Here is a 24496-nt window from a genome sequence, read left to right on the forward strand (position 1 = left end):
TTTTTAGTAACTATGAAAACCATCTCCTATACATAATTCATCTGTTTATATCTACGTAACACTTCTCGCTATAGTTTCACTAAACTATCTGGCCGACCAAGAATTCTACAAAATTTCTACTATCGAGTCTAACTGCTACATAAGGCGGGTTAACATGTTGATTTTTTTGGAGAGGGTGACCAAGCCATAGAAGCTTTTGATCAATAATTACACACGGGAAGGGCAGTGTTTCTGTAAGATAGGTAACTCGCCGTTTGATTGGTAAACGGTGTTTTGAATGAAAAGTGACCAAAACCTTATGAGAAAGTGTTTCTACTGCATCTAACCATTCCGGTGATAACTCTGCTCTGTCTGGTAATGAGATGAATACGGAGCTATTTGCTCTATTCAGGTCTTGAATTACTTGATCAAGTTTCAGAGCATGCACCCACCGAAATTTGGGCTGCTGATGATTGATCCAAGCACCGATTTGTTGGTGAGTAATCACCTTGTTATTCTTCTCTTGGTGCTCTACTAACTGTCTAATTGTTTTTCCAGGATACATAGTATTTTTCACGAACGTTCGGTTACTAACATGAATGAATTTTCCTTTTGTTCTTGTGATGGCAACGTTCACCAGACGTTCACTATCTTTTCCTGTTAAAAGCATACTCGCACGTTCTTGAGGATACCCATCTACTGTATCAAAAATCATCACGTCCCGCTCACTACCTTGAAAGCGATGAACTGTAGCCGCTTGAATTTGACCTAACTGCAGTTCATTTTCATAGAATTCTTTAAGAAGTACTTCCATTAACTGTGCCTGCGCTCGGTAAGGTGTCACATAGCCAATAGACTTTGCCCCTCCAACTGCAGCTTCGTGAACGAGTTGGAAAGAGAGAAACAGGTGCCATAAGTTTAATCGGGATTTAGACGCTTTTTCTTGTATACAATATTGACCAGTGTAACTGGTATCTACTAAAACATTCGCAATAGTTGAAAAAGGAGGTAATGCCGCTAACTCCCTTCGTTTCTTTTCCATACTAGGATGATCAAAGACCTTAGATCGATAAATATGTTCATTTGTAAATGCTGAAACATCTGGATGCATTCGTCTTTGTTCATTTAATAACATTAAATGAGGGTGTAACACTCCTGTTTGTCGCCCGTCAACTACTCCAGCTCTGTGAAAGATATCTTCCCTAAGCCACTTATCAACTAACGAATGCCTTGCTGCTGCTATTGGTGGTAACTGTTTGAAATCCCCAGAAACAATCACCCGTTTACCGAGCGCTGATGCAAAAGCTACCTGTGGAACATATGCCATACTCGCTTCATCGATAATGACAATATCAAAGTCTTTTTCATAAATTGCACCATCAGTAGCTGCTTTTGCAAGGGTAGTTCCAATAATCTTCGCTTCTTTTAAAAAGCCTAATTCTTTTTGTCTTACCTTTTCTATAATAGAAGCTAATTTTCTTTCCATCGCAAGTAGCGATTCGCTGTCACGTCTACTAAATGATTGTGTTAGATCCGCATTTAGTAACTTTTTTTGCTTCCTAATTACTTCTTGTTCCTTCGCAAGCTTTGGTTCACGCTTTTCTAGCAAGCTCATAGTCGTAATTGACTCTAGCATAAGCTGTTTTGAACCTATCCCATAACGAAGTACATCCCCTTCGGTAAAACGAGACTTTTTGGTTAGAAACTGAACGATTTCTTGTACCAATACATCAACGGCTTGATTACTTTGAGATAAAATCAAGACACGTTTTCCTTGAAAATATTTGTTAGCCGCTACTCTCGCTAACGTATACGTTTTTCCTGTCCCAGGTGGTCCCCATACAAATGTCGCTGGATTGTATTGTGATCGAAAAAACAACTCATGCGAGTTACTCTTATTTTTTTCAATCGGATGTTTCGGTGATATAGTCGGTTCCATAAGCTGGTGGATGCGATTACGTTTTCGTTTACTTTTCATACTTTCATCCAAACGCAAACAAAGTTCCTCTAACAATTCCCAGGGGTCATGCAATAAAATCGCTTCATCAAAAAGATCCCCTAAAGACTTCTCTAAAGAGATAAATAAGCTTCGCTGTTCTGATGATAAAATTTTTCCGGTATATACTTGACTTCCCCATTGGATTCGGATATTTGCTCCAACGGGGATTACTATTTCTGAAAGTACTTCAATACGGTACGTGAAATTTTTGGTAGTAGCAGAAATTTGCTGACCATTTTTTACTCGATATTTTGTACTTCCGTATTTTTTTAAGTGATTTATTTCAATTTGTAGTGCTTGCTGCCATTCTTTTACGTATTCCATTAGCACTCTTTCCTTTAGAAAAAAATAGTCGCTCAATCTAGCAACGATTGAGCGAACTATATTAATATAGCATATTATTGTAAGGTAAATCCACCAGATGATGTTCTGACAGTAATTTCATAGTCGCCAGAACCTATTTTTCCATAAATGTTGTTATTTGAATTTTGTTCAAAGCTGAAGCCAGGAATTGTGATATTGCCTCTTCCAGAACTACCCTTATAATCTACGGTTGCCGATGGTGTTTCCTTCAAGCGAATGTTCACCCCACCACTTGATGTAGAAGCATGAATATTACCATCTAGTTGAACGTTATCTAAATTAATAGAACCAGAACTCGCATTAGCGGATATCTCCCCTCCAACGTTAGTCATTGTAATACTCCCTGAAGATGTAGAGACATTGGTTTTCTCCGCATGCTGATTTACCAACGTAATTGCCCCACTACTAGCTCTTGCATGAATTGCTCTTGCATGGCTGTCGGAAGCTTTGATAGCACCACTAGAGCTAACCAAACGGAGTTCTTTTTCCGCTGTTACATTCGAAACTACAATACTGCCTGAACTTGCATTGATGTCCATTTGTTCTGCTTGAATATCTTCGATTAGTACTTTTCCAGATGAGGAATGAATACTTATGCTTTCAAACATTTTTTCCGGAACCTCGACGATTAATTTGGCATTCATAATGTTTATTCCAAAGTTAAACCACGATGTTCTGTTTGGTCTTTTTATATTTATTTTTAGTGTATCTTTACTTGTTTCCACATCTAACATGAAAGAGTTTTTGACGTGACTACTGACCTCTCCTGTAAATTTAACATCAATATCTTCACGATCAGCGGAAACAACTGTAATACTTGGGGATGAAGAATTGATTTCAATACTAGTGATATTATCACCATAAACCGTACGGCCCTCATCAAATGGCGTAGTATTTTTCGAAAACAAATGAAAAACTGGTTGAGTGGAATTAAAAACTAACGCTAATACACCAATCGCTATAAGTGCTAGACCTAATAATGCTCCTTTGTTCAATTTGTACCTCTCCTTTATTCATATTGTATAATTACAGTTTAGAGCTTTTTCTTCGTTTCCATAATCAACCTGAGATATATCTTTTCTAAGCCTTGAGTCTTAGTCCGGACTCCTATATATGGGGATAATACCATATAATAGGTAAATTAAGTATAAAAAAAATCGAGAACAGCTTATGCTGGCTCGACTTTTTTTTCATGAGTAACAACTTTCTGATCAGAAAAGTAACTAACAATGATTGTAATAATTGGACCAAGCCATAAAAACGCTGCAAACATAACATAATCTAAGGTAGCAACACCAATCGCAGCAGCTGACAAAATCGCTACCATGTTCCATGGAACTAAGCCCGAGGTAACAAGAGCGGAGTCACATACTACCCGACCGAGGTCCTCTTGGTTGTAGCCTGCTTCTACCCACGTTTTCTTAAGAGAACGCCCTGTCAACATCACAGGAAACGCTTGGTTACACCCTACAATCGCAAAAAGAATTCCAATCACAACCGTTCTTGCTGTGTAGCTTGTAAGCGAGTAAGCTTTCTCAAACATTTTTTTCATGAAAACTTCAAACAACTTTGCTTTGTCTAATATTCCATTCATCATACTAGCCAGTGTAATAAATAGAAACAGTTGGCCCATTGTCAGTATTCCGCCACCCCGGAGTACTTCCTCAAGTCCTTGATTTTCATGGTGATACCCATACCCAAGATTTTGCATTACTTCCATAATTCCTTGACTTTGAAAAAAGAGCGCTAATGCAATCCCTGTTAAGACTCCAAATCCTAGGGCATAAATCGTCCGTACTTTTAAAAGGATGCTTCCAAATAAAACGATGATCGGCAGTAAAGTAACTAGCGAAATATGAAAATAATCCTCTAACAAGTTCGTAACAGCTAAATTTTCAATGACATTCGTAGGCTTAACAAAAAAGCCAAGGATAAAATAGAATAATGCTGAAAATAACAACATGAATAAAGTAGTAGGAAGCATCCTCCAGAACATTTTCTTTGGGTCTCCATCAACAGAGTTTGCAGCCAAGTGAAATGCGGATGATAAAGGCGAGCAGCGGTCTCCAACAAATGCTCCTGAAACAAGTGCACCCGCGACCAAAGCGATAGGCACTTGCACAGTTATCGCAACCCCAATAATAATAATTCCAAGTGAACCAAGAGTCCCAATAGCTGTACCTAACACAAATGATGTAACGGAAGCTATTAAAAAAGCAAACAACAAAATCCAAGTTGGTTCAATCCATTGTACAATGTAGTAAATCATTGTAGGTACAGTCCCGCTCATAATCCATGCTGGGATTAATAATGAAATAAGCCCTAAAATATAAATAACAGGCTTAATTCGCTTAAATCCATCTAAGCTAGCAAAAGCCACATCTTTCAATGTAAAACCTTTCTTTAAAACTAGTAATATCACCAACAATAAGGCCACCGCAAAACCGATCACAAGCGGAATTTTATAAATTGCTGCTACCGCTAAGCTCACCACGATAAACAGAAATGTCAAAATAGCGTCTTTCAACTGATACTCCTCCAAGAAATATAATCACTTACTCATTTTATCTCTTGAGAGGAGTAGCAGCAAAGAAAAAGTTTAGTTTTGTTTTGTTTTGTTTTTCATATAATGATCACCTAATGTTCGTTCCCGTTATTGCTCAATCTTTAAAACGGATACATGACACTTCCTGAAAGTATAACCTAGAATGCAAACACATGGTTTCCAATAATAGTCGAGACTGTTCGTGAGCGTACCCATTGATCATTGGTTTTACTAGGATTATAAAAGTAAAGTGATCCTCTCGTTGGATCTTCCCCTGCTAAGGCTCGGCGAGCAGCCTCGTAGTTGACAGCGCTTGGATTGGCTCGATCCAATTCGCCATTCCCAGCAGGAGTAAACTGAAAATGGCCATGACTTCGTTCGTAAATAACCTCTCTTACTGTATTTGGGAACTGGTTATGCTTTACTCGGTTTAGGATGACCGCCGCAACAGCAATTTGCCCTTCCAATGACTCTCCTCTAGCCTCAGCAAAGATAATTTTAGCTAATAGGTCCAACTCTGCTTGATTTATATTTGTTTGTACCTGTGGTGTTGGAGCTGTACGGACTTCGCCACTTATTGGAACTATCAATACTTGTCCAATCCTTAAAAAGTCAGAGGTTAGGTTATTGGCGCGACGAATCGCATCTGCTGTTGTACCATTCCTAGCAGCAATATGTGACAATGTATCCCCAGAAACTACGGTATATGTAGTGGTTGGCGTAGTTGTCGTTTGTGTTGTCGATGTTTGAGCTCCATTCGTCGGAATGACCAACGTTTGCCCTAGGCGTAGTGTATCAGATGACAAATTATTTCGATTTTTTATTGCATCGACAGTTGTACCGAAACGTTGTGCAAGTAAAAATAAACTATCTCCTGAAACAACGGTATGGGTCGTTGTTTGCAGTGTAGACGTTGTCCCACTTGGAATTGTTAACGTTTGTCCTACTCGTAAAAAGTCAGACGTGAGGTTGTTTGCTTTTCTTATCGCATCCACTGTTGTACCAAAACGTTGGGAAATAAGAAATAAGCTATCTCCAGAGACGACAACATAATTGGTTGTTGGCCCAGTAGCTGTTCCATTTGGTATCACTAGAGTTTGTCCAACACGAATTACATCGGACGTAAGATTATTGCTAGTCCGGATTGCTTGTACTGTTGTTCCAAAACGCACGGCAATCTGTGACAGTGTATCCCCAGAAACTACGATATAGGTTCTTGTAACATTTTGTTGCGTAGGGGCTGTAGAGGCTTCTGCTTTAGGTGTTAAATTAATAAATCCTAACGACGTAATAAGCAGCGTCCCAGCTACAATTTTGATTGCTTTCACTTTTAAATTTGGTAAATATTTCTTAGTGTAACTAACAGCTTCTTCTTCAATCGTCTGTATTTGCTCTTTTTCCTTAGTACCTAACTCTGCAGCAAATTCTGTATCCTGTTCACTAAGGTACAAAACAACTTCATAACCATCCTCTGTTGGGTTTAACCGATAATGAGAAAATGCTTCCATTCTCTTCCCTCCTTCTCAGTTAATATCCCCAACATTCTTAAAAACTGGCATAAAAAATTAAAGGCTGTTGTTTTTTGTGCGACGAGTAACCGCAGGAGCAATGTTTACGAATAGAGCCAAAATAAAAAACTCATGTGACACAAACCACATGAGTATCCTATCTTAAAATATTCCCCCAAGATCAAGATCAATCCCATCACTACTGTCTAGAAACTCTTCATAACCATCAAACAAATGAAGTAGTACAAAGCCAGAAGCTATAAAAGCATAATGATAGCCATTAACAATTAGTTGCCGATTCCTTGATAATGATATTTTGTACCTATTTTTCAATTCACCTCTTGGCACTAAATCTTCTGAAAGTAGTTGAGAACCTTGATGTAGGGCACTTTCCTCAACTACTGCTAGGATAAAGCTTTCTTCTTCACTAGGGTTACTACCTTCAAGAAAGGCTGCAGGTGATACGAGCATTATGCCTTCATTTATGATACAGTCGCTTCCTTTACGTATTCTCGTATACGTAAATTCACCAGAAACCTTATCTCGGAATCCAATGACACAGTGGTAATAATTTTCTTCTTCTGCGACAATATCAAAATAACTAGTGCGTTTAATCGGCTCGTTCGGATTAAAGCCAATCATCCGGTCGAGTAAAGATCGTTTTTTACCAACTCTCTTCACATCTAATTTCCAATCCGTTTTGCCAATTTGAAAAAGGAACATCCCGTCTGGGTGTTTGACGAAAGGTTTTTTTTGGACATTCGTTAACTCAGACATGCTGATCCCACCTTTATTGGTTTAGTTTTCGTGATTTCATTATACTACAAATATTCTGATAGTTCGAAATTGTTTATATCCATATGTATTCCAAAACTTAAAGGAAATTCATTCTGATTTTACTAATGTGTAAAAAAAGAGCACAAAGTCCACTCTCATGAAGTTTGTGCTTTTTTTGTCTAAAATACATCTCTTCGTATAAACGTTGTAAAGGAGATGAAAATAGCTGCTATCCCCCATACCAACAAAACAGTAAAAGAGAATAATAATGACATTCCTTCTATCGGTGGTGTTAATCCTGTTAGGTATTGGGTCAAATTCATATTGACCATGAAGAGATATTTGGCAGTTTCCCAATCACTAACCATACCACTTAAGATCGTTCCAGAAATTAGTAAAGCTAACATAATACCCATTCCTGCAGCAGTGCTCCTAATAATAACAGAGAGCATAAACGAAAGTGTTCCGACAACTAACGTCACAAACCACGCTAATCCAAATGCCATTAGTAAATACTGCCATTGCGAGACTAAGATTACATTGGCTGTATGTAAAATTCCATCACTTGCTTGAAACCCCATAATGACCGGAGCACTCCAGCCACTGTAGCCAAAGACAAAGCCAGAAATGAAAAATGAGAAAAAGCCAAATATAAATAGTACCAACGAAACTGCAAGAACTAGTGTAATGTATTTGCTAAGTAATATTTTCCAGCGTTTTACAGGTCTTGTTAGTAATAATTTTACCGTTCCCAAACTGTGTTCAGACGATACAAGGTCAGCTGCGATTATCATAATCAATAACGGTAGCAACATATGAACGGCACTTTCTAAGAAACCTCTCATAAAACTAGGTGCACCGGGTTCGAGCGGATTAATATCATGATCTAAGTAGTATTGTTGTTGTTGAATGCGAACTTCTAACTGCTGGCGCCGTTCTTCAGATGTTACGCGGTTGCTATTCAAGCGATCTTTCGTATCGGCAATTTGTAATTCAATGGTCGTCCGCCAATCTGACGTATTGTATCGCTCCATGGTTCGCTCCGCTTGTTTTAGTTGAGCATAGGTAAACATCGAGATTAACGCAATAATAATAAGGGTAATAACAATCAATTTCTTTTTACTCACGAGCTTCAGCAGTTCGTTTTGAACCAGTTTAATCAATTGACTCACCCCCTGTTACTTGTAGAAACAACTCTTCTAAATGAGGTACTTTTCTGGTCATTTCCTTTACCGTAACACCTTGCTCCACCAGTTTTTTATTCCACTTCCCAACTTCCTCTTCGTTATAAGAGGTTAAAATGGTGTCATTGACAATCTCTGTTCCTATTTCTAGCTCAGTAAATATTCGTATAGCTTCCTCAATTTGATCAACTCGCCACTGTAATTGTTGTTGCTCTGATAATAAAGCACGAACCTCATTCACTTGTAGGACCGTTCCCCTTGAGATAATGGCTACTCGATCACACATTAATTGTATTTCGCTTAATAGATGACTAGAAACAAAAACACTTAACCCCTCTTCAACAGCTAGAAATTTGATCAATTCTCGCATTTCTCTAATACCAGAAGGATCCAGCCCATTTGTTGGTTCATCTAGAATTAATAGTTTGGGTTTTCCAAGCAATGCTTGGGCAATTCCTAAACGTTGCTTCATCCCGAGCGAGTAAGTCCGAACTTTATCATGAATTCTACTAGTTAATCCAACAAGATCGACAACCTCTTGTACTCTCGTTTTCTTAATTCCTTTCATCATTCCTGAAAATAGTTTCAGATTTTCCCAACCTGTTAAATATGGATATAGTTCAGGATTTTCTACAATACATCCTAGATTGTCCATCGCTTTTGTAAAATCTTTTTGAATATCATAACCACAAATTTCAATTTTACCAGCAGAGGGTTTAATAAGACCAACAATCATCCGAATCGTGGTTGTTTTCCCAGAACCATTCGGTCCTAGAAAACCAAAAACTTCACCTTGTCTGAGATCAAAATCTATTCCTTTAATAATCTCTTTACCATTAATAACCTTTCGTAAACCTTTTACAGCAAGAGTAGTATTATTCAAGGTCGTCACCACCTAATGAAAGTAAACCCGCAATTCGATTTGCCATCTGCTGATAACCTAATGAACTAGGATGAAAACGGTCTTCTGACAAATACGTGTCTAATTGGAATTGAAAAATATCAAACATTGGTACAAACACGGTCCGGTTAATCTTAGCTAACTCTAACGCAGTAAGATAATTCCAATTTAAAATAACACTCGTGGTAATCTCTACATTTGGTAGGTGCGCAAAAGGATGGTACAAACCACTAAAATAAATCGGGGCTTCTGTATTTACGTTTCTAATTTCAGTGAGAATGCCAGTTAGATTACCCAAATATTGTTCTTTAATAAGTTCAATTTCCTCTAAATTAAGTTGCAAAAGAGTTTGTCCACCTTGAAAAAGGTCATTGCCACCAATCGTCATGAAAATAATATCAGCCACTGCAAGTTCTTCTTGTACTTCACGTTGTTTAAGTACTTTTAAGAGACCATCTGACGTTAGACCATTAACCGCAAAGTTATGCAAGATAATCTCCTCGGTTGTTAGTTCGGCAAGTTGGTCAACAATGTTCCCTACATACCCTTTGCCTTCTAAATCTCCTGCACCTGTAGTCAAAGAGTCTCCCAAGGCTACAATATGGTAGCCTATTTTGGTTGTTTCGATTGCTTCTTCTGCAGTTGTTTCGATCACTTCTATCGGTTTGGTCACTTCTGATACTCCTTTAGTAAAATACTGTGCAAATGTCATTCCTAACCCTACGATCCATAGGATGCATAATAAACTTGCAAAAATCCCAATGAATTGTACCCATCTAATTTTCACTAGGTTCGTCCCCTCCTCCTATTTTTTCCTATTATAGCAAGTTTATATGAACAGAGCGTGAACAAAAAGCAAAAAAACCACACGTTTGTGTGGTTTCGCGATCTATTCACCAATAGAAAAGAACGTACCCGTTATCTTTGCCATTAACTCATTTTTATCGTCTTTAATCGTACATTCTACAAATTGTACTTGCTTCCCTTTTTTTATAAAGTAAGCTTCAGCATGAAGTGTACCTGCTTTCGCCGATCTCATAAATTGTGTTTTTAATTCTAATGACACACCTGGTCGATCCGCAAATGCGGCGCAAAGATGACCCATAGCAGTATCAGCAAGATACGTAATCATCCCCCCGTGAATAAAGCCAATAGGGTTGTACATTACCTCCGAGATAGGCGCTGTAATTCTAACCACTTGCTGATCTTCATCATACTCAAACTCAAAATTTAGAAATGAGTACAAAAATAATTGGCCTGTACCTTCTTGATGATTTTCTAACGCATGTTCAAATTGACGTCGTAATTTATCCTTGTCCATCTTTCCCCGCCCTTTTCTATGTAGTAATAACTACATTTATACCATAAGACGGGTTGGAAAAACTAGGAATTAATATAAGAAAAGCACTAAGATTTACTTAGTGCTCATTTAGTGAAGATGTTTCTTCGGTATCAGCTAGTTCACTTTCTTCATACCAATCATCAAGGACTTTCGCATCTAATACCTTTTCAGCAATATAGGCTGCTTGTTTTTCTGTGAAAAGGGATTCCCAAGTAATTTCAAGTTCATTAGCAAGCTTGATAGTTGTAAGCAACTCCTGCCACGCTACATAGCGCTTATACCAGAAGAATTGCGGTTGCTCACTCATGTAAGGGTATAGAGTATCAAATTCTGTATGCTTACAATCAATCGTTCGTTCAAACTGGGTCTTCGCTTCTACAATCTTTTCTTCAAAAAATGGTTTAAGATCTTTACTCATTTTTCTCCCTCCAGAACTGAACTATTTTTTAATTTTATTTTTATTTTATGTTGATAATTTTATCACAAACACATTCATTCTGGGAGTATCTAATTATTCCAATTTTTGAACTTTTTAAACTTTCTAATTTAATCCCTTAAACCTTTTCTTCGCTATATTCATATTATCAGTTGCTGGCTTTCTGCTACACTGTTTTTTATATCAAAAAAACCAAGCAAACGCTTGGCTCATTAAACAATTTGTTCTTCTTTATTTTCTCTACTTAAAAACTGTCGTTTCGTACCGCTACTTTGAGTAATATAGTTTTTCTTTAATAAATACTGCATATGTTGCAATGGCATGGCTCCATAACCATTTTTGCCGTTAAGTGTAAATTGAATGGTGTTATTTGTTTGTCGGATGACGGTTAGGGCTTCAGCCGAGTTAAAATTTCGTCTAACACTTTCTGTAATTTTGTATTCGGTACCTACATCAATTTTCATTCCTATACTCCTTCACTGGTTATCTATTTGTAGTATTCCAGAAATTACTAGGAGTATACATTTTTTCCCTTTTCAACTGACTTAGATTTGACTAACTGAATAAATCATATGAAGTTTATTAAAGATAACAGCTTCCTTTTCTTTACATAAGCCAACTTTCTTAGCAACACGAATTGATGCTTCATTACTTGGGTCGATAATGCTGATTAATCTTTTAAACTTTAAGTGGGTAAAGCCAAACTCTTTACAGGCGATGGCAGCTTCAGTTGCATATCCATGTGACCAGTGATTTTTGTGAACATGATATCCAATCTCAATTTCAGAACGACCTTCTACGACCTGTTTAACAAGACCACAGTCCCCAATTAATTCATTGGTATCTTTTAAACAAATAGCCCAAAGACCATGACCATCGCGAGTGTATCTTTCTTGGTTTCTAGCAATCCATTCTTGTGTCTTTTCGATAGTGAATGGGGCTGGATAATATTGCATTGTTTCTTGATCAGAAAATATAGCGTGAAGGAAAGGTAAATCACCTCTTGTAAACTCACGAATATGTAACCGCTTTGTTTCCATGACATTCATTTTACTTCTTCAACCTTCCCGTATTTCAGTTATACTTTTTCCTGATAAATAAGCGTGACCATGTGTAAATTTTCCTAAGGTTTCAAAGCCATACTTTACATATACTTTTTCAATTGTTTCATTTATCGGAAATATCCATAAGTTCTTTAAGTTTCTTTCTTTCGCTTCTCTCTGTATAAAATAGATGAGCTCACCAATCAGCCCCTGGCCTCGAAACTCTTCTAGTGTCGCAACGCTTTCTAAGCGGCCTTGATGGTTATGTTCAACTAAGCAAGCAGTGGCACAAGCAATCCCATCTTTTCTAAGAAGATAATGGGAAAATAGGGGATGATGAAATTCCTCAATATATGCCTTTTCTCGAACTTCCCTACCACCAAATTCTTTAATGCTACATTCAATGTCTAAAGCTTCCGTAAGAGTTGTCTCGGTAACACGTTCAAAAGTTATTTGACTTTCGGAATTTCTTGTCCTTACCTTTTGATCCCAAATTTGAACCGGACTAATGAATTCCTCAATTTTGAATTGATAATCCTTAAGTGTCTCCAGTAATTGTTCTTGATTTTTAAGATTATAGAGATAAAATCGTGGCGGAATGTTCTTTGTTTGAAAAAATTGCAGTACTTCTTCTATAACAGCGGTTGGATTAGCTGGAACATCATAAATATGGGCATGATTTGCATCGTAGTACATTGGTTGATCTTCATTGTAGAATATATAGCCCCAGTCCGTTATTATTTTATTGGTAAACGTACTTAAATAGGCAATGTCTAGTTCTAATACTTTTGGTTCTAAATCATTCATTTTCGTCATACACTGCGCCCCCTCTTACATTTCTTTTTGTAGTTCAATCAGTATACTAGCAAAGTACGGATCCCATTGCGTTCCTTTTCCTTCTTCAAGTATTTGTAGAGCCTTAGCTATAGGCATACCTTTCCGATACGGCCGATCAGATGTCATTGCATCAAATGCATCAGCGACAGCGATTAATCTACCCAATAGTGGGATTTCTTCCCCTTTTAATCCTTCTGGGTATCCGTTTCCGTCATAACGTTCATGGTGATATTTAACTCCGGGAACAATTGCTAATAAGTGCTTCGGTAAACCCACCTGCTCCAAAATATTGGCTCCAATTGTCGGGTGTAATTTTATTTGGTCGAACTCCTCATCTGTTAGCTTGCCATCCTTGAGTAAGACTTCATCTCTGACTCCAATTTTTCCGATGTCATGAAGTAACGCTGCTTTTCTTAACAAGTCAATCTGTTCAATAGAGAAATTTGCTTTCCTCGCGATTTCCACTGAATAATCAGCAACTCGATTGGTATGACCAGCTGTATACGAATCCCTTGCATCAAGAGTAGCCGCAAAAACGGTAAAAAAGCTTTCTAGTAACTGCTCGTTTTCTTTATCCCGTTCTTTAATTCCGGAAACCATTAGATTAAAGCCACTTACTAGGTTAGAAAATTCATCTGAATAATAATTATCCATAGTTTCTAACTGACCTTGTTTAACCTTAAGGAGATTTTCTCGAAGTTCATTAATAGGTTGTTCAATACTTTTATAGAGAAGTAGTGTCCCATAAATAGATAAGAATAAGATCACTCCCACAATTACTGATGCCCAACTCCAATAAGTGCTTGTACCACCATCAGTCGTTCGAATTTGTGCTGCTAGTAGGAATAAACACACAGGAAAAACAGCAATAAGTAGAGAGCTCATTAGTAACTTTTGTTGTATACTCAGAAAGAACTTACCCTCTATCGATAAAGGCACTCTTGCTCGATTTGAAATAGATTGTATGACTGCTTTAACAGCAGATGTAGTTAAATAAAATTCAATTAGGCCATGCATGACAGCGATAAGGATCGCCCCACACCAAGCATAAAAAATATAATAATACGGTAATGAAATAAAATTATGATAAATCAAACCAAACGTTACAATTGATGCAGGTATTGATAACCCTAACAAATGTGGACCAAGAATTCTTTGTAGCGTTAACAGAGGAAAACGATGCGCCGTTAAAAATGCCTCATTTACTTGTTGATCTGTAGGTGCTTCAGTATAAAAGTAGCGTTTTAATGGTTGGATATGTGTCTTATACGAACGTATTTCCAAACCGACCATCACGGTTCCAGAAAAAATCATGACCATTAGTAAATACAATACTTCATTTGTCGTGAGATTTAATGTATGAAAAATAAACACACTACCGACCCCAAAGATTGCAATAATAGATCCAATTATGTAATTGAAGAGTATCTGCTTCTGAAATTGATGAAAAAGCTCCACCATTCTCCACCTTTCAAACTGGTTAATAACTATCAGAATAGCAAAAAAATGAATGCTTGCATACCTAATAGTCAGTTAGATTTTAAAAAGAGAGGTCGAGTATAATAACGGGTTCTGTTACCTATCGCAAAATCATAATTTACAGTTTAAAATGTAGATTGAATTGCACCTATATTTGTACCGTAATTTACGACTATTTAAGAAATGTAAAATGGCTCAGTTCACATTGAACTAAGCCATTTTAACATATTATTTTTATTTTTATTTATTGAACTAACGAATGCTTAGTACAATAAGTACTATTTCCTTCTAATATCCTTAAAAAGGTTTGTAGCATTTGCTACAAACTTCTTCGTTTTTTAGTATAGAATGTTAAAAGTGAAATTACTAACAAGAAAAAGATAACTATGCTTATTAATGATTTGACTTCCCACTGATAACCGCTGTCAACCACTCCGATGCTTTCGGATTGAGGTTGCGCCCTTAGATATTTATCGAAATAGGCTTTTTTCTTTTTGTCTGGATGAATTATTTCACCTTCTAAAAATTTTAGGACACCGTTAATTCCTCCGACTGGTACTAAGAAATTGGCACTCTCATTCCTTTCAAGAAATAAGAGAAATTCGCCACCTTCCTCTTGGAATTCGGCTGCCCAACTAACATCGTGGACATCTATACCTGCGATTAGGGGCTCAACATAATCTCCCAGAATAATTTCTCTAACGTCAAATTCAAAGCCGTTGAATACACGACCATTCTTGGCCTCGCTAGAAAAGTTGTAGGTGCCAAGAACAATAACTTCTGCTTGTTCAAGAACCTTTTGAGGTTTTAGATCAACCCAGGTAGTGGCACTAACCGAGGTTGAAGTCATTATTACAAAGAAAAGTAGTAGAATTCGTTTTTTCATAGCTCCTCCATTATAAGATAGACCGGTTTAGTCATACCATAAAGCTTCCCGCATTCACTGGAATAGACTCTAGTGTTTATTCTTCGGGTAGATTTACTGTCTCTGTTAACAGAATAACCTCAAGGTTTCATTTATTGAACGAAACCGCCTCTATAATTACGAAGGAAGTATCAATGTTGCTGTTTTAGTAAAGCCACCCGTTAGTGAAAAGAAGTAATGAAAACTACCGTTTCCATTTCGATTATAAATCCTGCAATTCTCTATATACAGGTCTATCTTTAAAAATAACCTCTCCCTCTTTATCATAAGCAACAATATCCATCATGATGTAGTTATCTATTGGTGAAAGCCAAATACGATATTCGTTCACCTTAACAATATCAGCCTTTTTACGGTCGAAAAATATTTCATGTATTTTATCATTATTTACCTTACCAAAAAATAACTTATGGTCATTTTCAACATTTATGCCACTTGTTGAAAGAGCAATGGCTTCGTCCACTTCGCTTCCCAAAGCTCCTGAATAAATAAATTCTAAATTGTCTTTAAAAGAAAAAGCAGAAACTATCACTGTTTCATTTTCTGCGTTATAAGAGATAGCATAGTAATATTCTCCGTTGTTAGTAACTTGATATAGTTTTTTGTTTCTATCCTCTTCTACATACTCTCGAATGTAACTAATAACGTCTTCATCAGTCATTATTAGTTCACTTTCACAGCCTAATATAACTGAAAATAGTATTACCGCTAAAATTAGATGTAAAAATCTCAACTTAATTCCTCCCATTAAATACATACAGTCCTTGAAATTCAACTAACGCACTCCGTTACTTTAATAATGGTAACGCTATTGTATTTTGGTACTAATAATCTCAGTTTCTTTCTGCGTTTTACCAATAAGTTTTCCAGTTAGAAGTAAAACCGCTCCGATTACCAGCATTCCATAAAAAACGGATTGAGAGTTCATAAAACCGAGAGGATAAACAATTGAACTTACTATTACACCCAATCCAAAAGAACTAATGCCAATCCCGACTAACTTTTTTCTCATTAATCTAATCTCCTTTTTGTAGTTTCAATACCCGTCAAAACAAAATTCTAATTTTTCTAATATTTATTTACGAAAGTATACAATATATGGTTTCAGATTTAAAATCTTGTTGAATTCTGCTTCGTTACTTTAAGTAAATTATTTCACAATCTTAGTATTAACCTCTATGTTATTTTAACATAAAATACCATTTTTCTTGGAGTTTTTTATTCATGATTTAAGTTTGTTATTGGAATCGACAAATGGAAAACCACATTTGAGTAAAACTGTCCATAGATTTGTCCCCTCATTTGTGCATGTATCTGCGGAGCATATATACCCAAATTCATTTACAAATCAAAATACAAAAACCACTAATAAATTAGTAAAAATTGATTTATATCAATAAAAAACGCCTACCAAATTAATGAACAATTTGATAGGCAAATCACTCTACATTTTCTTTGTTTGCAATAGGAAACGGAACCCGTTTCGAGTATAACCCGACCTTATCTTTACCTCTTAACTACATTGAAGTTTTCATTAATTAACAACCAATTTTGCGGAAACGGCAAGCCAAGTTTCCAATAGCTAATTCCTCGCAAGCCCAACCTCTTAACTAAATCAAATTTTGCCTGAATTGATCTAGCATCCTCGAACCATACTTTGTGGCTTCTACCTTGTTCATCGACATAATCAAAATGCGGGGCTTGCGCTTCATAGTCATATTGGATTGGTACATTGTACTGTTTCGCAAGTTCAATTGCTTGTTGCGGACTAACCGCTCTAGCGTACTCTCCCCCTGGTACAAATGGAAGTGTCCAATCATATCCATAGAGGTTCTGACCCATCATAATTTTTGACGCCGGCATTTCGGATAACGCATATTGAATAACTTCCTCAACTGGACCTATAGGAGACACTGCCATTGGAGGTCCACCAGAGTACCCCCATTCATATGTCATTAATACAACAAAGTCGACGATTTCACCATGTGCCCGGTAATCATGAGCCTCATACCATTGGCCAGGTTGGTCCCTCCTTGTTTTTGGAGCTAATGCACTAGATATAAGTAGTCCTTCTGCACGTAATCTTGCCGCGGCTTTTCGTAAAAAATTATTATATGGCTCTCGCATATCACCTGGTAAAAATTCAAAATCGAAATGAACATCCGTAAAGCGACCAACTCTTCTCGCTTCAGCAATGATGTTATCTAAAAGTAAATCTTGAACAGCGTCACTTTGTAAAATGTCTCTGCCAAGTTCCCCACTGAATTGACCTTCTTCTAAATTTGTAACAACCATCATCAGTGATGCTCCTGTTTCTCTTGCTACTTCTGGGATTCCTTGCAACGGTTGCGGATCCAGTGTTCCGTCTCTTCGTACTTCATAGCTAAAAGGAGCTAGATAAGTTAGGTATGGGCCTGCTTGCCTAGCATCAGCTAGCAACTCAGGACTTACGGTTGTTCCCCGCGGCTCGATATAAGCATTTGTTTCTGCGGGTGTCTTCGGACGAGGAGTCAAATAAAGTCTCATCCCCGGCATCAAAGGTGTACTTGGATCAATTTGATTTACTTGAGCCAAGGTTAAGTAGTTGATACCCAATCGCTGACTTATTGACCATAAAGAATCCCCTGGTTGAACCCAATAAAATCTTCCTACTATTGGTATGACAATCGCTTGGCCTACCGCTAATCGTTCAGGTTCAGGTATTTGGTTTGCCTGGACTATCTCTTGAACAGTAGTGTTATAGGCTCTCGCTATTTGCCAAAGGCTATCTCCTACTTGCATAACGTGAATTTGCATCGTACTTCCTCCTAGTTTCATAATAACCTCTTTTAAGGTATGAAAAACACGGAGGATAGGTACCTAGTAAATAAAAAAATACATCTCAAATGATGCTTTAATTTTTAAATAAATCTACCCCATAGTAAGAGGTTACTGTAATGGCGATTGTCCATAACGCAAGACTAATTGTCGTCCAAAGTAGCGTAGCCTGCTTTTTTGCGCCTAATGATATGGCGATGACAACAGCAAGATGTGCACCAGTAATAAACGGTCCTGCTAGCGATAGCCCAGGTAATCCATATTTATTCCATATTTCCACGGCACGTTTTGCTCGCTTCTTTTCCTTTTTCGGTTTCTTTTTGGCACGCCATTGTTGAAATTTTTCAAAGAAAAGAATAAGCAAATACACTGTCGATAAGTTACCTAAAAATGATAAAAATCCTACTAAAAGCGGATTTAATCCATTTAGAATACCTATAGGAATAATAATTAGAATTTCAATCCACGGAATCGCTGCCAAAATAAAAATAACTATGTATTCCCATAGTGATAATAAAAATTCCATAAGGTCCCCCTCTAGATGACGTACTGTTTATTCTATCAAATGACTCTTAAATCGTTGATATGCACGTCAGTAGTAAATAAATACATATTTTACCAAAAATACGAAAGCACACTAGTTTGATGTTAGTGTGCTTTACTTGATTTGTTGTAACAGAATTAGGTACTAAGATATACCAACCGTTTCTTTGACGTTTTCATCCTCAACGGTTTCTTTTTTCTCTTCCATAAGTTCTTTCAGTTGCTTTTTACTTTCGCGCGCTGTTAGTACATATAGAAGATCATTTGCTTTTATCTCGGTTTTTCCAGTTGGCGTAATGAGTTGATTGTCACGAATAATTGCATTCACTAACACTTTATTTGGAAAGCTGATATTCTCAAGCCTCATGCCATTTATCATACTATCATCATCAATAACAAATTCAATGATCTCAGCATTGCTTTTTCCGATTGATACTAATTCTAAGGAGTGTGATGACTGCACTTTCTTTGCCATCGTTAAACCTAGCCAACGGGCAACATGCGAAATCGTTGAACCTTGGATTAACGCTGAAGTTAATACAACGAAGAACACAACATTAAAAAACAGCTGACTGTTTGGTATTCCTGCTAACATCGGAAAAGTAGCCAGTACAATCGGTACAGCTCCTCTTAGACCAGCCCAAGACAGAAAAACCTTCTCTTTAAAATTATACTTCAAGCCAATAACTGACAGAAACACTGCCAATGGCCTTGCTACTAAAATGAGTATAATTGACAGCAACAACCCTTTAAGCATAATACTTAATGTAAATTGAGCTGGGAAAACTAACAATCCTAAAATCATAAACATTAAGATTTGCATCATCCAGGCAAAACCTTCGTTGAAGCGAAAGATTGATTGCCGGTAAGTCAAATCTTCAGAATTTCCAATAATAAGTGCAGCAACGTACACGGCTAGTAGTCCACTAGCACCAACGAGAGCAGTAATACTATATGTGAGCAAGGCAAACGCCAGAGCAAATACAGGATACAATCCACTAGAATCCAAGTTAATTCGATTGATGGCTGCTGCAGCGAGTTTCCCAACAGCTAAGCCCATAATTAAACCAATTCCCATTTGCCAAAAAAACGACCCTGCCATGAGGAAATAATTTGGTTGATCAGAAAGAAGTAATTGAATAATTGATAACGTTAAAAACACAGCCATTGGATCATTAGTTCCTGACTCAGCTTCTAAGGTTGCTCCTAGCCTTTCTCTAATATTTTGTCCCTTTAATACTGCAAATACGGCTGCAGCATCAGTGGAGCCAACAATTGCACCAAATAAAAATCCCTCTAGCCAAGAAACATCAAGAACCAACTTAGCAGCTACTGCCACTACCGTCGTAGTGAGTACAACTCCAAGGGTAGCTAATGATAATGAAGGGATCGCCACTGATTTCACCGTTGACCATTTGGTTTGTAATCCACCTTCAAAAAGAATAATTACTAAAGCAATAATCCCGATCAGTTGCGCATATCTAGCATTATCAAAATAAATAATTCCAAGACCGTCACTACCTACAACCATCCCAACGACGATAAATAGTACTAGAGCAGGTACGCCTAAACGGCTCGAAAACTTTGTCGTTATTACACCTACTATTAACAAAAGTGCTCCAAGGAGAACAAAATAGTCTGCATTAAAAATTACCCCATTCAAATTCCCTCCCCCTCTATATAATCTTGGAATCAGATAATCTATGAATAGTTTTTACTTGAATGCCCGTTACGTTACATAACCTTATTATAGCATTAGTTTTTGTATCATTAAAAATGAATTGCTTAAAAACTTAGAAAATATTTCTTCATTCGTTATATTTATAAAAAGCAATTATTGATTTTTAAATCTAGTTGTTGAAATGTTCCTATTATGTACCTAATCGGAACATTTGACTTGGACATTGGAAACTAATATCACAAAATAAAAATCCTCGATTAAGAGGATTTAAGATTGATCAAATTTGTCGTTGATCATTTTATTTAATATATGGTTAATCCCGATTGTTCTTTCTACTTCTAGGACAAAGGCAATACCTTTTCCAGGTTTATTCAACTCTACATCTTCTTCAATTTGTTCTAATACTTGCTTTGTTTTTTCTCGATCAACAAGTGTTAAGACAATATCTTTTTCAGGTTCAATTAGAATATTAAACAATTTTGCTTGTTCATGGATACCAGTTCCTCGCCCTGAAATAATCGTACCACCTTCCGCACCAGCTTTCTTTGACGCATCCACAACGTCGTCAGAGTCACCTTTGTTTACAATTGTTACGATCAGGTCATAAAGTACAGCTTGTTTTTCCACCGCAGTTTTCCCCTCCAGATATTGAGTTGAGTGCGTGCTTATTCCAAGTAAATGAGCTATACCTGTAATCGCCTTAGTTCCGATGACAATCGCAAGCCCACTTCCAGGGGTACATAGTCTTCCCTCGTCTTCAATTGCCGAAATAACTCTATCACTAATATCCGAAGTTGTTAAAGTTAAGATAAGCTCTTTTTCTGGGACGATAGGAATTCCTAAAAATGATTTATTTTCATGAACGCCTGTTCCACGTCCAAAAATGACTGTTCCACCTTCTGCTCCGGCTTGTTTAGAAGCTTTAACAATTTTTTTCGCTTGTCCTTTTTTAACTATTGTAATAATGAGCTTATGCCCCTTGTTTACGCTTTTCATTCTGTTTCTCTCGCCCCTTTCCTTCAAATAGTAACCCTAATGTAAGAACAGAAATAATTGGGGATAAAGCCACCAAAGCGATCATACCAAATCCGTCTAATAGGGGATCACGCCCATCAATCACTGAAGCTACACCAACAGCAATAGCAAGAACAAATGTCACTGTCATCGGTCCTGTAGCAACTCCCCCTGAATCAAAGGCAATCGCTGTAAACCGATTGGATGAAAAATACATTAAGGTAAGGGCAATCAAATACCCTGGAATGATAAAGTACCATAAGGGGATCCCTACTATTATCCGTAACATGGATAGGGCAATCGAAACCGCTACTCCAATTGATAACGTGTATAACATTACTTTTTGCGAAATATAACCACCAGAAACCTTTTCTACCTCATGATTTAAAATTCTTACCGCAGGTTCTGCAAAGGTCGCAACAAACCCAAATACAAACCCAATAGGAATTAACACCCAACGGTCCGATAGACTTCCTAGCTTTTCACCGATTAGCTCACCTACGGGGAAAAATCCAACATGGACACCTTGTAGAAAGAAAGCTAATCCTAGAAATGATAATACTATACCTTTTGCTATATTCACTAGTTTTTTTCGATCGAGCTTTAAAAAGAACACCTGAAATATCAAGAAAAATAGTACTAAGGGGATTAACGCAAAGGTTACCTCTAACAAAACATGACCAAAGCCTTTAAAGATATGTATGTTCATCCGTATATCACCCCTAAAATCAAAACTGCTAGGATCGGACCAATAGAAGCAAGGGCAACTAAACCAAAGCTGTCACTAGAAGTAGCTTTTCCCTTCAGTACGGAAGCCACACCTACACCTAATGCTAGAATAAAAGGTACTGTCATCGGGCCAGTGGTCACACCACCTGAATCAAACGAAATCGGGATAAAGTTGGCTGGTGTAAAAGCTGCTAGTAAGAACGCTATGCCATAGCCTACCATTAATAAATGTGTAATTTTTATATTAAAAATAATTCTTATTAGAGCAAGGGCTACAAATATACCAACCCCTAAGGCTACAGAATAGATAAGAATGTTACTAGAGATTTCACCGTTTGAAACAAGATCAATTTGCGTAGCTAAAACTCTTACGTCCGGTTCCGCAACAGTCACTACAAATCCTAGGAGAAAACCGAAGAATAAAATCAACGATAATTTGTTGGTCTTAGGTAACGCAGATCCAATCATCTCCCCAACAGGAAGAAGACCAATTTGAACCCCTAATAGAAATAAAATGAGCCCTACACTGACAAAAACCACACCAACTAAAAACTGCAAAAACATCTCTAATGGTAACCAGATAATCGTGAATTGAAGAATAATGACAACTACGGTGAGTGGAATTACTGCAAAAACCACCTCTTTAATGGTGTCCTTGAGATCATGCATAATTAGTTCTCTCCTATCTCATTATCTAGGGGTCTATATCTACTAGTTTATTTTCCTGCATTGGCCTTAATTAAACTATTATATTTCAATGAATTTCATAATTTATTACAATCGCCTTTACGATACTAGTTTGATATGGCTCCATTAAGGGAAATATGAAATTCATTCATTTTATTGAATTTTCCGAAAGATAGTATTGTTAGTATATCTATTCAAAAATTACGTTACTTATAACTGTGTTATAATATTACTATGTAACATGAAGAGTAGGTGGTTTCCAAAAATGGAATTTGTTGAAGCTATTAAAAGTCGCGAGAAAATAAATGAAATTAAAGATATACTATTTAAACGATCAAAAAGAGATTTCCTTCTATTCACTTTGGGTATTAATACTGGCTTAAAGATTAGTGACATCTTAAAGATCAAAAAAGAGCAGATCATTGACACAACTGGCAATTTTACTGAGTTTCTCATTCTAGAGAATGAGGTGAATTATTCTTATCTAAATAAACAAGTAATAAATGCCCTTCAAGTGTATCTAGCTACAGTCCCTTCTCTCACTTCAGAAGATTACCTGTTTCGATCAAAAAAAGGTGAACATCCGATTACTCGCCAGCAAGCTTATCGAATTATTAACTCTGTAGCAAAAGAAGTCGGAATTGAGTCTAAGATTGGTACTCATACCTTGAGGAAAACCTTTGGCTATCATGCATACCGCGGTGGAGTTGCGGTTTCCCTATTGCAAAAAATCTTTCACCATTCTTCTAGAGGCGAAACACTAAGGTACATTGGTATCGAGCAAAAAGACATGCACGCACGAATAGATGTAAATTTATAAAATGGGGGTGTCCTATGCGGAAATTCTTTGATTATTTTCTATTAACAATAGGTTCAATTATTGTAGCGATTGGACTTGAATTAATTTTATCTCCAAATGGACTAGTAGATGGTGGTGTAACAGCCCTGGCAATTATGGCGAAATCATTATTCAATATTCCGATCTGGGTTGTTTTTATCCTACTTAACATTCCTTCACTCCTCATTTCTGGTAAGTTCATGGGGAAGAAATTTGTCGTGCGTACCTTATACGCGAATATTATTACAGCAGCTTCATTAATCTATTTCGCTCCTTTTCCAGCAATTACCTCTTCAGAAGTGTTAATTGTTCTCTATGGAGGGCTATTACTTGGTCTAGGCATTGGTTTAGTCGTAAAAGCAGGTGGCGCAATTGATGGGTCTGAAATGATTGCCACTTGGATAAATAAAAAATATGGAGTTCCCATTAGTAAGTTTTTATTAGGAATTAACGCCTTTATTTTAACGATGGCAGCAGTGGTTTTCTCATTAGAAAAAGCCATGTTTTCGATCGCGATATTCTTTATCGTTACTAAAGTTATAGATTTTATCTTAGACGGTATTAATCAGGGGAAATCCGTTATGATCATTTCTAGTAAACCTGAGGAAGTAGGGCAAAAGCTGGTAGAGGAATTAGGTATTTCGATCACATACTTAAATGGAACTGGTGGTTACACAGGTGATAAGGTCCAATTGATTTATTGTATAACAGACCGAATTATGTACCCAAAGCTAAAAGACATCGTTTTAACACTTGACCCTACGGCTATTTTAGAAGCTTCATTTGTGACAGAAACAACAGGTGTTGAAAAGAATTCAATGCTTAGACGAATCAATTAAGTGCTAACAGGCTGATCTACAGCCTGTTTT

At 37.0% G+C, this 24496-nt stretch carries 25 protein-coding genes; 2 read left to right on the forward strand and 23 right to left on the reverse strand.

Translation table 11 applies throughout. The features are described 5' to 3' along the window. Positions 1–79: 79 nt before the first annotated feature. The 23 genes from DS745_RS23950 to DS745_RS24060 form a co-directional block, all read right to left on the reverse strand. Positions 80–2302 (reverse strand): DEAD/DEAH box helicase, encoded by a 2223-nt coding sequence (locus DS745_RS23950; RefSeq protein ID WP_129080767.1) that lies wholly within the window; start codon positions 2300–2302, stop codon positions 80–82. A 74-nt stretch (positions 2303–2376) separates the two neighbouring features. Next, positions 2377–3336: a DUF4097 family beta strand repeat-containing protein gene (locus DS745_RS23955; RefSeq protein WP_161568380.1), complete on the reverse strand. Its 960-nt coding sequence runs from the start codon at positions 3334–3336 to the stop codon at positions 2377–2379. Between the two features lie 173 nt (positions 3337–3509). Further along, positions 3510–4868, reverse strand: a complete 1359-nt coding sequence (locus DS745_RS23960) for a Na+/H+ antiporter NhaC family protein (RefSeq protein ID WP_129080769.1) — start codon at positions 4866–4868, stop codon at positions 3510–3512. Positions 4869–5044: 176 nt separating this feature from the next. Further along, positions 5045–6394 carry a LysM peptidoglycan-binding domain-containing protein gene (locus DS745_RS23965; protein ID WP_129080770.1) on the reverse strand — a complete coding sequence of 450 codons (1350 nt, stop codon included), beginning with the start codon at positions 6392–6394 and terminating at the stop codon, positions 5045–5047. Positions 6395–6556: 162 nt separating this feature from the next. Further along, positions 6557–7171, reverse strand: a complete 615-nt coding sequence (locus DS745_RS23970; protein WP_129080771.1) for a hypothetical protein — start codon at positions 7169–7171, stop codon at positions 6557–6559. A gap of 179 nt (positions 7172–7350) precedes the next feature. Continuing rightward, positions 7351–8334: an ABC transporter permease gene (locus tag DS745_RS23975; RefSeq protein WP_129080772.1), complete on the reverse strand. Its 984-nt coding sequence runs from the start codon at positions 8332–8334 to the stop codon at positions 7351–7353. Continuing rightward, on the reverse strand, positions 8327–9238 hold the full coding sequence (locus DS745_RS23980) for an ABC transporter ATP-binding protein (protein ID WP_129080773.1): 912 nt from the start codon (positions 9236–9238) through the stop codon (positions 8327–8329). The genes DS745_RS23975 and DS745_RS23980 overlap by 8 nt, the downstream gene beginning before the upstream one ends. Continuing rightward, positions 9231–10043, reverse strand: a complete 813-nt coding sequence (locus tag DS745_RS23985; RefSeq protein WP_129080774.1) for a GDSL-type esterase/lipase family protein — start codon at positions 10041–10043, stop codon at positions 9231–9233. Before DS745_RS23985 ends, DS745_RS23980 begins: the two co-directional genes overlap by 8 nt. A gap of 102 nt (positions 10044–10145) precedes the next feature. Beyond that, positions 10146–10577, reverse strand: coding sequence for a PaaI family thioesterase (locus DS745_RS23990; protein WP_129080775.1), 432 nt, complete (start codon positions 10575–10577; stop codon positions 10146–10148). A 97-nt stretch (positions 10578–10674) separates the two neighbouring features. Further along, positions 10675–11016, reverse strand: coding sequence for a hypothetical protein (locus tag DS745_RS23995; RefSeq protein WP_129080776.1), 342 nt, complete (start codon positions 11014–11016; stop codon positions 10675–10677). Positions 11017–11246: 230 nt separating this feature from the next. Further along, the gene (locus tag DS745_RS24000) at positions 11247–11498 is read right to left on the reverse strand and encodes a hypothetical protein (protein WP_129080777.1); all 252 of its coding nucleotides are present in this window, start codon (positions 11496–11498) and stop codon (positions 11247–11249) included. A gap of 81 nt (positions 11499–11579) precedes the next feature. Then, positions 11580–12083, reverse strand: a complete 504-nt coding sequence (locus tag DS745_RS24005) for a GNAT family N-acetyltransferase (protein WP_129080778.1) — start codon at positions 12081–12083, stop codon at positions 11580–11582. Between the two features lie 9 nt (positions 12084–12092). Continuing rightward, complete coding sequence (locus DS745_RS24010; RefSeq protein ID WP_241657928.1) at positions 12093–12893, reverse strand: GNAT family N-acetyltransferase; 801 nt, start codon at positions 12891–12893, stop codon at positions 12093–12095. 15 nt (positions 12894–12908) lie between these two features. Continuing rightward, positions 12909–14372 carry an HD domain-containing phosphohydrolase gene (locus tag DS745_RS24015; protein WP_421721851.1) on the reverse strand — a complete coding sequence of 488 codons (1464 nt, stop codon included), beginning with the start codon at positions 14370–14372 and terminating at the stop codon, positions 12909–12911. 340 nt (positions 14373–14712) lie between these two features. Further along, positions 14713–15279 (reverse strand): hypothetical protein, encoded by a 567-nt coding sequence (locus tag DS745_RS24020; RefSeq protein WP_129080780.1) that lies wholly within the window; start codon positions 15277–15279, stop codon positions 14713–14715. A gap of 241 nt (positions 15280–15520) precedes the next feature. Then, a complete protein-coding gene (locus DS745_RS24025) occupies positions 15521–16051 on the reverse strand; it encodes a hypothetical protein (protein ID WP_129080781.1) in 531 nt (176 codons plus the stop codon). 75 nt (positions 16052–16126) lie between these two features. Further along, positions 16127–16330 (reverse strand): hypothetical protein, encoded by a 204-nt coding sequence (locus DS745_RS24030; protein ID WP_129080782.1) that lies wholly within the window; start codon positions 16328–16330, stop codon positions 16127–16129. 494 nt (positions 16331–16824) lie between these two features. Continuing rightward, positions 16825–18114, reverse strand: a complete 1290-nt coding sequence (locus DS745_RS24035; protein ID WP_129080783.1) for a LysM peptidoglycan-binding domain-containing protein — start codon at positions 18112–18114, stop codon at positions 16825–16827. Positions 18115–18211: 97 nt separating this feature from the next. Next, complete coding sequence (locus DS745_RS24040; RefSeq protein WP_129080784.1) at positions 18212–18661, reverse strand: small multi-drug export protein; 450 nt, start codon at positions 18659–18661, stop codon at positions 18212–18214. A gap of 162 nt (positions 18662–18823) precedes the next feature. Next, positions 18824–20341, reverse strand: a complete 1518-nt coding sequence (locus DS745_RS24045) for a potassium/proton antiporter (protein ID WP_129080785.1) — start codon at positions 20339–20341, stop codon at positions 18824–18826. 285 nt (positions 20342–20626) lie between these two features. Next, complete coding sequence (locus tag DS745_RS24050) at positions 20627–21355, reverse strand: P-II family nitrogen regulator (protein ID WP_129080786.1); 729 nt, start codon at positions 21353–21355, stop codon at positions 20627–20629. Next, on the reverse strand, positions 21330–22082 hold the full coding sequence (locus tag DS745_RS24055) for a DUF1538 domain-containing protein (RefSeq protein WP_129080787.1): 753 nt from the start codon (positions 22080–22082) through the stop codon (positions 21330–21332). Before DS745_RS24055 ends, DS745_RS24050 begins: the two co-directional genes overlap by 26 nt. Then, the gene (locus DS745_RS24060) at positions 22079–22771 is read right to left on the reverse strand and encodes a DUF1538 domain-containing protein (protein WP_129080788.1); all 693 of its coding nucleotides are present in this window, start codon (positions 22769–22771) and stop codon (positions 22079–22081) included. Before DS745_RS24060 ends, DS745_RS24055 begins: the two co-directional genes overlap by 4 nt. A gap of 283 nt (positions 22772–23054) precedes the next feature. Here DS745_RS24060 and DS745_RS24065 point away from each other — a divergent pair, with 283 nt between their 5' ends. Both DS745_RS24065 and DS745_RS24070 read left to right on the forward strand, forming a co-directional pair. Next, entirely contained in the window at positions 23055–23609 is a 555-nt protein-coding gene (locus DS745_RS24065; protein ID WP_129080789.1) for a tyrosine-type recombinase/integrase, read from the forward strand. Positions 23610–23623: 14 nt separating this feature from the next. Beyond that, entirely contained in the window at positions 23624–24466 is an 843-nt protein-coding gene (locus DS745_RS24070; protein WP_129080790.1) for a YitT family protein, read from the forward strand. The last annotated feature ends 30 nt before the right edge of the window (positions 24467–24496 follow it).

The sequence above is a fragment of the Anaerobacillus alkaliphilus genome, assembly GCF_004116265.1.
Taxonomy (GTDB): Bacteria; Bacillota; Bacilli; order Bacillales; family Anaerobacillaceae; genus Anaerobacillus; species Anaerobacillus alkaliphilus.

What these genes read in the sequence shown, in the direction of transcription:
- DS745_RS23950 (WP_129080767.1), bottom strand. Translation starts at nt 2,302, where the DNA reads ATGGAATACGTAAAAGAATGGCAGCAAGCACTACAAATTGAAATAAAT.
- DS745_RS23965 (WP_129080770.1), bottom strand. Translation starts at nt 6,394, where the DNA reads ATGGAAGCATTTTCTCATTATCGGTTAAACCCAACAGAGGATGGTTAT.
- DS745_RS23970 (WP_129080771.1), bottom strand. Translation starts at nt 7,171, where the DNA reads ATGTCTGAGTTAACGAATGTCCAAAAAAAACCTTTCGTCAAACACCCA.
- DS745_RS23990 (WP_129080775.1), bottom strand. Translation starts at nt 10,577, where the DNA reads ATGGACAAGGATAAATTACGACGTCAATTTGAACATGCGTTAGAAAAT.
- DS745_RS23995 (WP_129080776.1), bottom strand. Translation starts at nt 11,016, where the DNA reads ATGAGTAAAGATCTTAAACCATTTTTTGAAGAAAAGATTGTAGAAGCG.
- DS745_RS24000 (WP_129080777.1), bottom strand. Translation starts at nt 11,498, where the DNA reads ATGAAAATTGATGTAGGTACCGAATACAAAATTACAGAAAGTGTTAGA.
- DS745_RS24005 (WP_129080778.1), bottom strand. Translation starts at nt 12,083, where the DNA reads ATGAATGTCATGGAAACAAAGCGGTTACATATTCGTGAGTTTACAAGA.
- DS745_RS24010 (WP_241657928.1), bottom strand. Translation starts at nt 12,893, where the DNA reads ATGACGAAAATGAATGATTTAGAACCAAAAGTATTAGAACTAGACATT.
- DS745_RS24020 (WP_129080780.1), bottom strand. Translation starts at nt 15,279, where the DNA reads ATGAAAAAACGAATTCTACTACTTTTCTTTGTAATAATGACTTCAACC.
- DS745_RS24030 (WP_129080782.1), bottom strand. Translation starts at nt 16,330, where the DNA reads ATGAGAAAAAAGTTAGTCGGGATTGGCATTAGTTCTTTTGGATTGGGT.
- DS745_RS24035 (WP_129080783.1), bottom strand. Translation starts at nt 18,114, where the DNA reads ATGCAAATTCACGTTATGCAAGTAGGAGATAGCCTTTGGCAAATAGCG.
- DS745_RS24040 (WP_129080784.1), bottom strand. Translation starts at nt 18,661, where the DNA reads ATGGAATTTTTATTATCACTATGGGAATACATAGTTATTTTTATTTTG.
- DS745_RS24050 (WP_129080786.1), bottom strand. Translation starts at nt 21,355, where the DNA reads ATGAAAAGCGTAAACAAGGGGCATAAGCTCATTATTACAATAGTTAAA.
- DS745_RS24055 (WP_129080787.1), bottom strand. Translation starts at nt 22,082, where the DNA reads ATGAACATACATATCTTTAAAGGCTTTGGTCATGTTTTGTTAGAGGTA.
- DS745_RS24060 (WP_129080788.1), bottom strand. Translation starts at nt 22,771, where the DNA reads ATGCATGATCTCAAGGACACCATTAAAGAGGTGGTTTTTGCAGTAATT.
- DS745_RS24065 (WP_129080789.1), top strand. Translation starts at nt 23,055, where the DNA reads ATGGAATTTGTTGAAGCTATTAAAAGTCGCGAGAAAATAAATGAAATT.
- DS745_RS24070 (WP_129080790.1), top strand. Translation starts at nt 23,624, where the DNA reads ATGCGGAAATTCTTTGATTATTTTCTATTAACAATAGGTTCAATTATT.